Source organism: Pelagibius sp. Alg239-R121 (assembly GCF_947331435.1).
Taxonomy (GTDB): Bacteria; Pseudomonadota; Alphaproteobacteria; order Kiloniellales; family Kiloniellaceae; genus Denitrobaculum.
Genome location: NZ_CAMZOF010000004.1, coordinates 206860 through 220688, shown reverse-complemented (window position 1 = coordinate 220688; position 13829 = coordinate 206860). Strand labels below are relative to the sequence as shown.

Here is a 13829-nt window from a genome sequence, read left to right as displayed (position 1 = left end):
ATGATTTCAAGAGCTGGGCGTGATGAAGGACTATAGTTTATGACTTTTCCGATTGAACGCGTACGCAGCGCTTTTCCCGCTCTGGCAATTACCGATGGCGGTGAAGCAAGAATCTATCTGGACAATCCGGCGGGAACCCAGGTTCCACAACACGTAGTCGACGCCATCTCGAGCTGCCTGATCGGCAGCAATGCCAACCTCGGCGGTTACTTTCCTACCAGTCTGGCGGCGGGGTCAGTCGTCGACGATGCGCATCAGGCCATGGCTGATTTCCTGGGCGCCCGTTCGGCTGATGAAATCATCATCGGCGCGAACATGACCAGCCTGACCTTTCATCTGGCCCGCAGTATCTGCCGCGACTTCAAACCCGGTGACGAGATTTTGCTGACGCGCATGGATCATGAAGGCAATGTCGCCCCGTGGCTGACCATCGCGGAGGACCTGGGTCTGGTGGTCAAATGGCTGCCCTTTGATACCGAGACCTGGCAAGTCGAACCCGACGCCCTCGAAGCCGCACTCAGCGATCGGACACGGCTGATCGCCCTGAACTACGCCAGCAACCTGACCGGGTCGATCAACGACGTAAAGGCCCTGACGGCCATGGCCAAGGCGGCCGGCGCGCTGGTTTTCATAGACGCCGTGCAGTTGGCGCCGCACCGGTCCATCGACGTCCAGGATATCGGCTGCGATTTCCTGGCCTGCTCATCCTACAAGTTTTTCGGACCGCACCTCGGAATCATCTGGGGCAGCACGGAGGTTTTGCGCAACCTGCCGGCCTACAAGTGCCGCTGCGTCGGCGAGGAACTGATGGGCAAGTTCGAAACCGGCACTCCCCAGATCGAGCTTCTGGCCGGCCTCACTGCAACGGTGGACTACTACGCCTGGCTGGGCAAACAAATCGGCGGCGACGGATCCCGGCGGGCGCAGATTCTAGCCGCCTTCGACGCCGCACATGCCTATGAACGGCCATTGGCTGGACAGCTGATCGAAGGCCTGCTGTCAATCCCCGACGTTACGATCCACGGCATCACCAACCTGAACCGCATCGACCACCGGGTGCCAACCGTCTCCTTCAGCTACAACGGCCATAAACCCGCCTTCGTCTCAAAAGCCCTGAGCGATCAGAACATCTTTATCTGGGACGGTCACAACTATGCGCTGGAAGTCGTACGGCAGCTCGGTATCCCGGAAGACGAGGGTATCGTGCGTATCGGTATTGCCCATTACAACACCGAAGACGAAGTCGACCGGGCTCTCGAATGCCTCGCAGCCATCGGCAAGTAGAGGCGCAGTTTCCTCAACGGCTTCACGATGTGAGAACAAGGCCCCCGGCGGCGGACGACATGCGACGCCGTTCATTTCCCATGCGCAAGCGGTCGCGTGAGGTCCGCCTCTCCATTTGACTCTCGATTAGTCTGACTTAACCCGCGCTCGAGCGTCGAAAGGTTTCAATTGAAAATCTATCGATCAGTAGATAGATATATAATTTGAATTATGCGCCCGACCCGTGGACATTTCGGAAGTGACCTTGGCGAACACGAATGAAGACTGAGACTCTGATCATCGGTGGCGGCTTGAGCGGCCTCTATGCGGCCTACCTGTTGTCCCGGCAGGAACGGGATTTTCTGCTGATCGAGGGCCGAAATCGCCTGGGCGGGCGCATTCTCTCCGAAGCCCTGCCATCCACCGCCGGTTCCAATACCTTCACCGCATTCGATCTGGGGCCGACCTGGTATTGGCCGGACCATCAACGTATGTCCCGTCTGCTCGATGAACTGGGTATTGAGAATTTCCGGCAATATACGAATGGAGCGTCGCGCTATGAAGACCCGCAGCGCGGTGTGGAGAGCTTTAGCAACCCTGGCCAGATGCCCCCAAGTTTTCGTGTGGCAGGTGGAATGGCGCGTCTTATCGACCGCCTCGCGGAGCACATCCCGACCGAGCGCCTGCGTCTTTCCAATAGGGCCGCTGGCATCACCCTGCAAGGCGGGCACCTGGAAGTTGCCGTCCGGGGCGCCGCAGGCACTGAGCAGAACATCAGGGCGGACCGGGTCCTGATGGCACTTCCGCCACGCCTGGCAATGCGCTCTATAAGTCTTGAACCGGCTCTGCCGGTTCCCGTACACCAGGCTTTGCTTGCAATTCCGACCTGGATGGCCGGTCACGCCAAGGTGGTTGCGGTCTACGACCGCCCATTCTGGCGGGATCAAGGCCTTTCGGGTCACGCCTTCAGCCACATCGGCCCGGCCATGGAAATTCACGACGCCTCGCAACCCGATGGGCCTGCCGCGCTATTCGGCTTTCTTGGTGTCCCGGCCCAGGAGCGCAGGAAGATTGATCCGGCGGCCGTGCGTGCCGCGGCGATCGCACAATTCGAGCGGCTGTTCGGACCGGAAGCCGCTCAACCGACTGCGATTTTCCTGAAAGACTGGATCGACGATCCACTGACAGCGACTGAAGACGACCTCGCGCCACTCTATAATCATCCAGAGTACGGCCTTCCGGCGGCGGCTCAGCACCTCTGGGACGGACGCCTGATTTTTTGCGCCACGGAGGCCGCATCATCCTATGGCGGTTACCTCGAAGGTGCTCTGGTCGCAGCCGAAGCGGCGACGGGAAAACCTTCCACATAGCGTAATTCAGCAGAGTTTTCCTCCATCGAAAATTAGATAACATCGCCTGCTTTAGCCCGGTCATTGTGGTAAGAAGTAGTTCGGCGTGACCGACAACCGCCACAGTGACGCACAGCAGCAATGAAGCAACTCGACCACAAGGGCCTGATCGCCGGATTGAATGACGCGCAGCGGGAAGACCTGCTCGCGCGCTCCGATGCAGCAGGATTGCGTCAGGCGGCATTGCATCTGGGCGCGATCTTCGGAACCGGCGCGCTCATCCTATTGGAGGTCCCCTTCCAACCCCTGTTGATGCTGGTTCAGGGCATTCTGATCGTATTTCTCTTTACGGCGTTGCACGAAACCATCCACAAGACCGCTTTTGCGACCCCCGCGTTCAACAAGTTCATCGCCTTGCTGAGCGGCTTCCTGTTGGTCCTGCCGCCCGACTGGTTCCGCTATTTCCACTTTGCACATCACCGCCATACCAACGATCCGGCGCGCGATCCCGAACTGGCGAAACCGAAACCTGAAAGCCTCGGTTCCTACCTCTGGTATCTTTCAGGTCTACCGGTCTGGGTGTCGCACCTGCGGACCCTGGTGACCAACGCGGCGGGCAGGAACAACGATAGCTTCGTGCCGCCCAAAGGCGCCGTCAAAGTCCGATCCGAAGCCCGATTTTTTCTGGCGCTTTATGCCGGGATTGCCGGTCTTTCGATCCTCTTCCGGTCCGACGCCGTCATCTGGGTCTGGCTGCTGCCCATCGTCATCGGCCAGCCCGTCCTGCGCGCTTATCTGCTGGCCGAACACGCCCGTTGTCCGCAGATCGCCAACATGCTGGAGAACAGCCGTACCACCTTCACCAACGCGGTGGTCCGATTTCTGGCCTGGAACATGCCCTACCACGCCGAGCACCATGCCTTCCCGGCCGTCCCCTTCCACAAGCTCGCCGATTTCCACACACTGACCCGACCGCATCTGAAGGTAACCGAGCAGGGTTACGGAAGGTTTCATCTGAAACTATTGCGCATTCTGAAGCGAAGAGAAGATCAGACTGTCACTTAATGGCTTTAAGGACGGTCTGATTGTCTGGCGACAGGCAGTGTCACACCCTGCGAAGGCAGTCGCGGTTAGTTCGGATGTCTTTTTGTCAACACGATCGTTGAAAACGCCGTCCTGCAGAATCCGGTTTTCAAAGAGCAAACTACCGGACACTTCAACGCTGTGCGAGCAGCAACAATCAGTCTACTCGGGCGGGTAAAGTCTAGAGGCGGGCTCCGGAATGACCTCGGCCTCGATGCGGCAGGCGATTTCATTGTCGGCGCCCTGATGGCCATCGGCTTTATAAGCCTTGATGCCAGGGACGTCACAGCTGCGGCCGGATATGTCGCCACGGCGAACGCCTCCATCGAATCCTGGCATCGACAATCCGATAAAGGCTAAGAATTTGCGGCGCCCCCAACTTATCTCTACGGCATCTTATTCAGTTGGGTCACCAAACGATTAGATCACGCATTCCCTGGACGCAGACGCAGCCGCGCGCCAAAGCGTTTAACGCTTGGGATTTGGCTCGCGATCAGCAGGATGTTGAGGGTCAACAATATTGCAGAGCCGGGCCGGGAGACGAAAACCGACAGATCACCGTCGGAAATGAGAAGCGAGCGGCGGAAGGTCTCGTCGAACAATCCACCTAGAATGACTCCAATGACCAGGGGCGCGATCGGATAGTGCATCGCGTTCATCGCGTAGGCCACAAAGCCGACCCCGATCATCAGGAAAAGGTCATTGATGCCGCCACCAACCGAGAAGGAGCCTATGGTCGTCAGCACCATGACCACAGGCAGGAACACGGTTTGCGGAATCCGCAGGATGGTGATGAAAACACGAGCGGTAAACAGGCCCATGAGCAGCATGGTCAGCGAAGCCAGGACAAGAATCGCTACGATATGCAGGATCAAAGCCGGGTCGATGGTCGGGCCAGGAATCACATTGTTGATCTTCAACGCGCCCAATAACGCCGCAGCCGGTGGTGAACCCGGAATACCCAGCACAAGAAGAGGAATAAGTGCGCCGCCGATCGCGGCGTTGTTTGCAGCTTCCGCGCTGATTAAACCATCCTTGGAGCCATCGCCAAACTTCTCGCCTTCCTTCGAGGCGGCTTTGCCAACCCCGTAAGAGACCCAGCCTGCGACATCTTCACCAACACCGGGCAACGCGCCAACACCGGTTCCGATCGCGCCGGCCCGCAGAATAGTCGGCATGCGCCGCACCACTTCGCCGATCTCCGGCACGATGCGTCCGACCTTTGGCGCCTTGCCAAGCATGATTGCGTGACGCGCGCCGTCCATGATTTGGGGAATAGCAAAGGCGCCCATCAGGACAGGCACCACCTGGAACCCGGACAAGAGATACGACCATTCAAATACATAGCGTTCTTCAGACAAGAGCGGATCCAGACCGACCATGGCCATGGCAAGACCTATCAGTCCTGAAATCCAGCCTTTAATGACAAGGTCCCTCGACATCAGGGTTCCGGAGAGAAGAATACCGAACAGCGCGAGCAGCGCCTTTTCCGGCGACGCGATGTTTTTGGAAACCGCCAGCAGCACCCACACGAATATGAGCAGGCAAAAGGTGCCGAAAAGCGTACCGATGAACGAGGCCGTCGTCGTAAGCCCGAGGGCTTCGCCGCCCCTGCCGTGCTTGGTCAGCGGATATCCATCCATGGCCGTGGCGGCAGAGGCAGCCGTACCGGGAATATTGAGTAGAATGGAGGGATAAGACCCGCCATATATCGCGCCGACGTAAGCACCGATCAGCGCAATGAGTGCTTGATCGAGAGGAAACTTGTTACCGAAAAAGCCCGTGAGAATAGTAACTGCGAGTGTTGCCGTAAGACCCGGAAGGGCACCGAAAACGATCCCCAAAAAAACCGACGGTATCAGATAGAAATAAGTAACAGGATCCAAGACCAACAAGTAAAGCGAATACGAAAATCCAGACAGCTGCGTGAGGACAAAATCCATCGTCACTTCCCCTGGAACAAGGGTTTGACCGTCACATAGTAGTGATATTCGATCTGCTTAAAGAGCAGTCCTGTCCGGTTTGGCACGTTTTGCCGAAAGCCGAAAGCCATCGCCAGGACAAGAATCAAGGGACATAAAATAGCAACCACAGGGGTGATGCGGACGACCCCCATGGCCGCGTGTTTCCGCCTCGCATGCCAGAACATGACCGCAGTCAGAACGACGTATGCGCCAAGTGCCACCCAATCATCGTCGTGAGGTTTAGCCCATTCGTCGCGGCCGAAATGAACGATCGCGGCATAGAGCGCCGGAACCATGATTGCGAAGGTACTGATCAGCATGGCCGAACGCGACCCACCGTGGAAACCCCATATCAGGCAGGTAATCATGAGGGCCGAAGCGATAATGAAATCGACGCGCGGAACAAGGCCAAAAATGTAACAAAAGAGAATGATCGCAATCGCCGTCAACCGCCGGAGTTCCGGACCATCCAATCCTATACCGGCAGCTGCCAGAGCGCGACTTGCGCCCCCATCCCGAACCGCAACACCCAGCAAAACCAACGACAGCAGCAGGAGAGAGCCGAATATGCCAAAGGGAACGAGTGCTGCCGAATTGTACCATTCAGCAGAGTCCACGCCGGCAGATTTGGTATTGAGAAAGGGGATATCCGTCGTCTGAATAAGGAAGAAAACGCTGACTGCCAGGAGCACAAGCGCAGTCCAGAAGTCCCTTGCACGGAGAACTGCTTTATCGTCCATCAACACTGCTTTCCAACGCAACAAACAGGCCAGCCCATTAGTGCGGTCGTTGTGGATGGGAGTGATCCGGAACGACCGCACGACGACTACGTGATGTAGAAAGCTGGCCTGCGCTTAAGTGCTGTTTAATGAGCCAACTACAAAGGCTTACGGTTTTGCGATACCCAGTTTGGCTGGATCGACTTTTGCCGCTTTGAGGTTCCACAGGGTCCAGGCGAAGTTGCTTTCGAGCGTGGCAAAAGTGGCCGAAGCTTCTGCACCAGACTGGCCGGAGACATCGTAGTTGTTGGCTTTTGCCCACTTGGCAACTACGTCAGACGCGATGGCCTTGTTGAAAGCCTCGGTCAGCTTGGCTTTTGCATCGTCGGGTGCCGAAGCGTGAATGGCAAAACCGATGGCCTGCTTGAGGGGCAGGTACTTGTCCAAACCATCATAAACGGAAAAGGCCGAAGGAATGTCTTTGCCTTCAAAGGTCACGGCATCGGGTGTCAGCATCGCCAATGGCTTCAATTGTCCGCCCTTGATCAAAGGTGCCTGCTCGGCGAGCGACGTAACAACCAGTGCAACTTCGCCGGCAATAGCGGCTTCCTGGCCGGGTGCTGAGCCCTTGTACGGGACAAACTTGAACTTGCTGCCAGAACCGTTTTCGATTGCCAAAAGATTGAGGTGATGGATGGAGCCGGAGCCCGAAGCAGCCGCTGGAATCGAGCCCGGCGCAGCCTTAGCGGCGTCAACCAGCTCTTGAAGCGTGTTGTAAGGGGAGTTCGTGGGAACCGAAATCAAGTCCGGGGAGCCACCAACGATAAAGGGATGCCAGAATTCGAATTTCTTATCCCAACCGCCCTGAACTGAGGCGGTTACGTTTGATTCGGACAGGCCTACGAGCGTGTAGCCGTCATCCGGCTGGTTCATGACGTAAACCATGCCGTTGGATCCAGCGACGCCGCCGGTCTGGTTGGTCACGCTGATGCTGACCGGCAGATGCTTTTCCATCTCCGCCATGATCATGCGGTTGATTGAATCAGTGCCGCCGCCAGCGCCCCACACAACCGCGGTCGTGATGTCCCGGAAGGGATATTCCTGGGCGCTGGCGACAGATCCCGCCCCAAGCACAATGGCTGCAGCTGCGCCGAATTTCAAAAAAGTACGTCTCATGAGTTCCTCCGAGTAAGCTGATATTTTTTGTATAATTTAACGTATGCATTATTTTATTCATTGTCAAACGCACTAATTATCCTTATTAAAGAATGAGATACGGCCGTCGTTACCAATATGTTTTTCGGGGAAATTATGAATCAGGTTCTTAATGTCGCGGTTTTCGAGGGTGACGGAATTGGACCGGAGATCATGGCTCCGACAGTCGACATTCTCCGCCTGTTGACGAGCCGCGCATCGACTTACGGCCTCAATTTCATATCGCTTAAAGGCGGTGCAACCCACTACCAGAAGACTGGTGTTTCATTGCCTGACGACTCGCTTAGTACAGCCCGAAAAGCGGACGCAATCCTTCTGTCGGCTATGGGCTTGCCAAGCGTGCGCTATCCGGACGGGACCGAAATTTCACCCCAAATCGATTTGCGCAAGAAATTGAATTTATTTGCCGGCGTAAGGCCCGTCACCGTGCTGCCGGGGCAGGCAAGCCCTATTGCGCGGCCGGATGGGAAACCAATTGATTTCGTTCTGGTCCGTGAAAGCACAGAGGGGCTTTTCTGGTCTCAAGGTTGCGGCGAAGTGAGTCATGACGAAGCCCGAGAAACACTGGTCATAACACGTAAGACCAGTCAAAAACTCTTCGAGTTTACTTTCAAACTGGCTGAGCAGCGCCGCAAAACCGGACGCGGAAAGGGGCTGGTAACTTGTGTCGATAAGGCCAACGTATTTCGGGCCTTTGCATTTTTCCGTGAAATATTCGACGCGGAGGCCGGCAATCATGCGGACATCGCAGCAAACCATGCTTATGTGGATGCAACAGCTTTATGGATGGTGCAAAAACCTTGGGAGTTTGATGTTCTCGTTACCGAGAATATGTTCGGGGATATCCTCTCCGATCTGGGAGCCGGTCTGATGGGGGGGCTTGGCCTTGCACCCTCCGCCGATATTGGCGAAGGACATGCCGTCTTTCAGCCCTGCCACGGATCCGCACCCGATATCGCCGGACAAGGCGTTGCCAATCCATTCGCAATGATTCTGTCCGCTGCGATGATGCTGGATTGGCTCGGACACGAACACGACAACAAGGAGCTGCTCGAGCACTCCGAAATACTACGAGAAGCCGTCAATGCGCTGATTATGGAGCGTAAATTCCTCACCCGAGATCTCGGTGGAACGTCAAACACAGGCGCGGCAGCGAACGCAATCAAGAGCAAACTACGCGCCTGATAACGGCGAAGATGCGGGCTTTCTGCCCATGGATCTTAATGGAGAAAAGCGCGCCCTTTTCCGCGCCACCCGTTATCTGGACCACTGTGCCGAGTTCTATCCCATGGCATTGGGCGGATCTTTGCTGGAGGGGACAGGAAGCACCTTAGGCTTTGTCTGGAGACGGCTTCGCGGTGAATCCCCTTCAGTTCTTGTGCAGCATCCGTTGTTCTGGGCGCACGATAGTGGCCTAGCTTTGGTGGGAACTGTGCTTTTGCGTTGCAGTCCCTCGTCTTCGAGAGCATGGTCGACGACAAGCCATTTGAAATTGAAGCCGGAGATGTCTTACGCATAATCGAAATCGAATTGGCTGCAATCGCTTCAGCATTGGAAGGCCGCAAGTTTGAGGTTTAAATGAGTGTCGAAATAGATATACCGCCAAGGCTGGATGCTGATTCGAAAGCTAAGTCGAGTACCCAGATCGCTATCGAAATCATCAAAAAACTCATTCTGGAAAATAAGCTTCCCGCAGGATCAAACCACTTGGAGAGCGAGCTTGCGAAACGGCTAGGCATGTCCCGCACGCCAATCCGCGAAGCAACATTGATCCTCGAGGCTCAAGGCCTGTTGCAGGTCAAGCCGCGCCGTGGCGTGAAAATACTCTCCTTTTCCACCGACGATATGAATGAGATCTACCAGATACTCACCGAGTTGGAGGGACTTTCAGCTGAATTGGCCGCTAAAAAACAATTCAAAGACGAGGACTTTTCCACGGCCGAACAAGCGATCGCAGATATGGACCAGGCGCTGGAACTGGACGAACGCGAAGCCTGGGCTATCGCAGATGAAGCCTTTCACAATGAACTGATTCGCCTCGGCGGCAATAGACGCGTCGCCAACATTGTTGAAATGTACAACGATCAGGTCCGCCGGATCCGTGCACTCACACTGTATTTGAGGCCTAGTCCCACCAAGTCCAACGATGACCATAGAAATGTACTGCGGGCCATTCGGGCACGAGATCCGGAGACCGCCCGGTCATTACATACCGCGCATCGGATCCAGGCCGGCAAAATACTGATCGAACTCCTGCAGAAATTTGGTTTCCATCAGGTCTGACCCTCAACCCGTACCGGAACAATTTTTGATGGTGCGGGACTCTGCGATCGAGGCCGGCAATCTGGCCGTGGACCAACCTGACTGACCCTCACACACCATAAAGACGCCGCGCCAGCCACAGACTTCGCGTTGGCGAAACATCTTCGTACTCAATCGCCTCGAAGCTCTGAGATCTCCAAAACCGGATGGCATCTTCGTTCGCCCGGTTTGTGCCGATGTGCACGCCCGTCGCTCCTGCCTGTCGCGCCTTTTCGATCCAAGCTGTCAGCAAACGCGCACCTATACCCCGGCGCTGAAGCCGCGGCAGCAGGTTCATGTGGGTATGGGCAGGAAACGCAGCGGCAATAGCACGTGGTGGCGTCTCGGGATGGTGGATCAGGAACGCGCGTCGCTGATCAGGCGTCCACACTTCCGCAGGGGTCTCGGACGGATCCGCATAGTTCTCTCTTAGCAATGGCCACCATTCCCGCTCGAGACGTTGCGTCCAGGCGAGAGTGTCGAGAACCCCGACGATAAAGCCCGCAACGCCCTGCTCATCTTCAACGATCAGGACCAGCCCGGGTTCCAGAGTAGCGTAGGGCGCGGAATAGATGTGTCCGATCAGTTTTGAGTCTTCATAAAGATGCGACGCATCCCTGCCCGCCAATCCGGTTGCAATTGATATGGCATAGAGGGCGTCGAGATCCCGGGGTTGGTAGGGCCGAATGTTGGACTTCATAGACGTGGTCCCTTGAGAACCCAATTCTCGTTTGCTTGGATTAAGATCAGCATTTGAATGGAAAGGGTGAAGGCCAGTACACTCGCAAATTACGCGCAAGCACATTGCATCAGACTCCAGCGAGCTTACAGGCTTTTATGTCAGATCCGAGCGGCGATATTTCCTTCCTTACCTCCGATCCGCGTGTGCTGGGTGCCGTTGTGGCCGGCGTTGCTACGCTGGCTGTCTTCACTGTCAGCAAGGTCTACGACGTCTGGGTCACGGCGAAGGTCAAGCGCGACAGCAAGCGGCGCCTGATCAATGCGATCTACACTGAGATCGGCCACAACAAGGAGGAACTGATCAAAGCCGTGGAGAAATCGCCCTCGACTGCAGCCCTGATGCGCGCACTGGCAGAAGACGACCGGCGCACAGTCCACATGGTTTATGCACGAAACATGCGGTTTTTCGAGGATTTGAAGAGCGAACTCCATGTCCTGCCGTCCGCCCTGCTCGGCCACACAGTGAAATTCTATAATTGCCTGGAATCAGTCTACGCCCAGATGGACGGTTTCGAGCGCGACAGCTTTAAGACCATGACGCCGGGCGGCAAACGCGCCACCATGGAGAACCTGATCGACAAGATGCTGGAAGCGACAGCCCTCGCAGGCATAGCACGCAGCCAGTTCGAGGCTCACTTCACGCATTTAAGGAATTCGAATTAAGGGATTAAGCCTGTACTTCAAACTTAGGCAATCGCTCACGGGAGCCAGGCTTAAGCGTCATGCCTCGCGAGAGTCGGGCTCAAACGCCCCAGGGCTGCGGTCCTTTAAACATCGTCGTTCTCCGGCTCTACTAAGAACATCCTGTAAGTCTCAGGATAACCACTAAACGTTACGCGTTTATAGCATATCGGCGGCATTTCGTCCAACCGACAGCCTATATGTAACTCTTTTTGCCATAACTTCAATCACATAGCGTTTGGACGTCCGGCACCGATCCAACGCAATCCAGAGCTCAAAAGAGCATACCAAAGGAGATAAGGTCTTGAAAATTATCGCAGTTGGAGCCGAAGGCGATATCGGTCGCGCGGCTTACGGCGAATTGTCCACCCGGCACGAGATCATCAAGGTCGGGCGCAACAGCGGTGACATCCATGCCGATATCGCCGACAGAGCCTCCATTGAGGCAATGTACCGCAAAGTGGGCAAGGTTGACGCCGTTGTATCGACCGCCGGTGCCGTCCACTTCGGACCGTTAAGCGATTTCACCGAAGAGCAGTTCATGCTCGGCTTGACCAACAAGGTCATGGGTCAAGTCAATCTGATCCTCGCGGGCCTCAACTACGTCAATGACGGTGGGTCCTTTACACTGACCAGCGGGGTCCTGGATCGTGATCCGATCAGAATGGGAACCGGTGCCGCAACGGCAAATGGTGCTCTGGGCGGCTTTGTCGTCGGCGCTGCTATCGAACTGCCGCGCGGCCTACGGATCAATGTCGTCAGCCCCGGCCTCCTGGAGGTGTCGGAGGAAAGATACGGAAGTTTCTTTCCCGGCCATGAAAGGGTCTCATCCAAACGCGTCGGTCTCGCATATGCAAAAAGCGTCGAGGGTGCGATCACCGGAAAAGTCATCATCGTCGAATAAGGACGACCTGAGATTCCTGCGTCCAATCGACGTTAGAGTTCCAGGGCGCTGCGAAAGGCCAGCAGCAACGCCTCTTCGTCCCGATGCCGCCCCTCCTGCACCAGCCATTGGCCACCGACCATCACATCGCGGACGGGATTGACGTTTCCGGCAAATACCATCGCGTCCAACAGCACATCGCCGTTCTTGCCGAGCAAGCAGGGCGCCTCGGCGTCCAACACCACCAGATCGGCGCGGCAGCCGCCTTCGAGCCGTCCGATCTTACGTCCCAGCGCCTGAGCCCCTCCAGCCAGTGCCGACCGGTAGAGTCCCGCGCCGACGGACTGGTCTTCGCCCTCCGAGCCGAGCAGATTTCGGCGGCGATGGGCAAGCCGCTGACCGTATTCGAACCAGCGCAGTTCCTCGACCGGACTGATCGAAATGTGGCTGTCCGACCCGATCCCCCAGGTGCCGTTTTGTGCCAGAAAGTCCCGTGCCGGAAACAAGCCATCGCCCAGATTTGCCTCGGTAGTCGGACAAATCCCCGCGACCGCTCCGGAACTCGCCAGGCGCCCGGTTTCTTCCTCGGTCATATGGGTCGCATGGATCAGACACCAGCGCCGGTCGACGTCGATATTGTCGTACAGCCAGTCGACCGGACGGCGGCCGGACCAGGCCAGGCAGTCCTCGACTTCCTTGATCTGCTCAGAGATGTGGATATGGATCGGCGCCTGAGGATTAAAGCCAGCAAGACCCTCGACCGCCGCCTGCAGGGTCTCCGGCGTTACAGCGCGCAGGGAGTGCGGCGCGATTCCGATCGCGGCCTGCGGATCCCCCGCCGCGTCCGCAAAGAGGATTTCGAGCAGCTTCAAAAAGCGGTCCGGATCGTTGAGAAAGCGCCGCTGCCCCTCGCCCGCCGTCTGTCCTCCGAATCCGCCAAAACCATAGAGCACCGGCAGGTGGGTGATGCCCAGTCCCGTACGCTTGGCCGCCCCCATTACCTGACGGGACATTTCGGCCAGATCATCATAGGGCAGGCCGTCGGGCCCGTGGTGCAGGTAGTGGAACTCTCCCACCGCGGTGTAGCCGGCCTTCAACATTTCGACATAAAGCTGACCTGCGATCGCTCCGGCCTGATCCGGAGTCAGGCTGCCGACGAAGCCGTACATCACCTGGCGCCAGGTCCAGAAGGAATCGTCACTCGGCCCGCTGCGTTCGGCCAGACCGGCCATGGCACGCTGAAAGGCGTGGCTGTGCAGGTTCGGCATGCCCGGTACCACCGGTCCCTTGCAGCGCTGGACGCCCGGCGGAATCGCAGAAGACGCGACACCACGATGTACAGCGTCGATATCGCCTTCGCTGGAGAGGTCGAACAGGACATCCTCTGCCCATCCCTCCGGCAAAAGTGCGGAGGGGGCGAAGACGGAAGTTTCGTTGGAAAGGGAGGCTGAGGTCATGGTGGATCGGGCTACCGGATCGGAAGTGAAAGAACGGAGGCAGAGCCTGATCGTTTCAATTTTTGTCAAAGAGAAACGTAAATCAGCCCCATACCAAACAAGTTAGAGGACGAACCACGTCCTTGATCGCTTCGATCAAGAACCATCACGCTCTAAGATGCCACAATGAGGAA

Annotated in this window: 13 protein-coding genes; 8 read left to right on the top strand and 5 right to left on the bottom strand. The window is 56.8% G+C overall.

Features of this window, described 5'->3' with window-relative positions; genetic code table 11:
- Window positions 1-39 precede the first annotated feature (39 nt).
- The 4 genes from QMZ18_RS14620 (at window position 40) to QMZ18_RS14605 (ending at window position 4055) form a co-directional block, all read left to right on the top strand.
- Window positions 40-1284: a cysteine desulfurase-like protein gene (locus tag QMZ18_RS14620; RefSeq protein WP_282607045.1), complete on the top strand. Its 1245-nt coding sequence runs from the start codon at window positions 40-42 to the stop codon at window positions 1282-1284.
- A gap of 257 nt (window positions 1285-1541) precedes the next feature.
- Window positions 1542-2633: an FAD-dependent oxidoreductase gene (locus QMZ18_RS14615; protein ID WP_282607044.1), complete on the top strand. Its 1092-nt coding sequence runs from the start codon at window positions 1542-1544 to the stop codon at window positions 2631-2633.
- Window positions 2634-2753: 120 nt separating this feature from the next.
- Window positions 2754-3677 (top strand): fatty acid desaturase family protein, encoded by a 924-nt coding sequence (locus tag QMZ18_RS14610; RefSeq protein WP_282607043.1) that lies wholly within the window; start codon window positions 2754-2756, stop codon window positions 3675-3677.
- A gap of 159 nt (window positions 3678-3836) precedes the next feature.
- Window positions 3837-4055, top strand: coding sequence for a hypothetical protein (locus QMZ18_RS14605; protein WP_282607042.1), 219 nt, complete (start codon window positions 3837-3839; stop codon window positions 4053-4055).
- A 65-nt stretch (window positions 4056-4120) separates the two neighbouring features.
- Here QMZ18_RS14605 and QMZ18_RS14600 read toward each other — a convergent pair whose 3' ends face one another.
- The 3 genes from QMZ18_RS14600 to QMZ18_RS14590 form a co-directional block, all read right to left on the bottom strand.
- Entirely contained in the window at window positions 4121-5638 is a 1518-nt protein-coding gene (locus QMZ18_RS14600; protein ID WP_282607041.1) for a tripartite tricarboxylate transporter permease, read from the bottom strand.
- A 2-nt stretch (window positions 5639-5640) separates the two neighbouring features.
- Window positions 5641-6399 carry a hypothetical protein gene (locus tag QMZ18_RS14595; protein WP_282607040.1) on the bottom strand — a complete coding sequence of 253 codons (759 nt, stop codon included), beginning with the start codon at window positions 6397-6399 and terminating at the stop codon, window positions 5641-5643.
- Between the two features lie 147 nt (window positions 6400-6546).
- Window positions 6547-7554 (bottom strand): tripartite tricarboxylate transporter substrate binding protein, encoded by a 1008-nt coding sequence (locus QMZ18_RS14590; RefSeq protein WP_282607039.1) that lies wholly within the window; start codon window positions 7552-7554, stop codon window positions 6547-6549.
- Between the two features lie 135 nt (window positions 7555-7689).
- Between QMZ18_RS14590 and QMZ18_RS14585 the strand changes: the two genes are divergently transcribed.
- On the top strand, window positions 7690-8778 hold the full coding sequence (locus tag QMZ18_RS14585; protein ID WP_282607038.1) for an isocitrate/isopropylmalate dehydrogenase family protein: 1089 nt from the start codon (window positions 7690-7692) through the stop codon (window positions 8776-8778).
- Between the two features lie 393 nt (window positions 8779-9171).
- On the top strand, window positions 9172-9876 hold the full coding sequence (locus QMZ18_RS14580; RefSeq protein WP_282607037.1) for a GntR family transcriptional regulator: 705 nt from the start codon (window positions 9172-9174) through the stop codon (window positions 9874-9876).
- Between the two features lie 88 nt (window positions 9877-9964).
- Here the strand turns inward: QMZ18_RS14580 and QMZ18_RS14575 are convergent, their stop codons facing one another.
- Window positions 9965-10594 carry an N-acetyltransferase gene (locus tag QMZ18_RS14575; protein ID WP_282607036.1) on the bottom strand — a complete coding sequence of 210 codons (630 nt, stop codon included), beginning with the start codon at window positions 10592-10594 and terminating at the stop codon, window positions 9965-9967.
- A gap of 137 nt (window positions 10595-10731) precedes the next feature.
- On the opposite strand from QMZ18_RS14575, the gene QMZ18_RS14570 reads away from it, so the two are divergent.
- Both QMZ18_RS14570 and QMZ18_RS14565 read left to right on the top strand, forming a co-directional pair.
- Window positions 10732-11298 (top strand): hypothetical protein, encoded by a 567-nt coding sequence (locus QMZ18_RS14570; protein WP_282607035.1) that lies wholly within the window; start codon window positions 10732-10734, stop codon window positions 11296-11298.
- 322 nt (window positions 11299-11620) lie between these two features.
- Window positions 11621-12220: a short chain dehydrogenase gene (locus tag QMZ18_RS14565; RefSeq protein ID WP_282607034.1), complete on the top strand. Its 600-nt coding sequence runs from the start codon at window positions 11621-11623 to the stop codon at window positions 12218-12220.
- Window positions 12221-12252: 32 nt separating this feature from the next.
- Here the strand turns inward: QMZ18_RS14565 and QMZ18_RS14560 are convergent, their stop codons facing one another.
- Entirely contained in the window at window positions 12253-13656 is a 1404-nt protein-coding gene (locus tag QMZ18_RS14560; RefSeq protein ID WP_282607033.1) for a formimidoylglutamate deiminase, read from the bottom strand.
- Window positions 13657-13829: the final 173 nt, after the last annotated feature.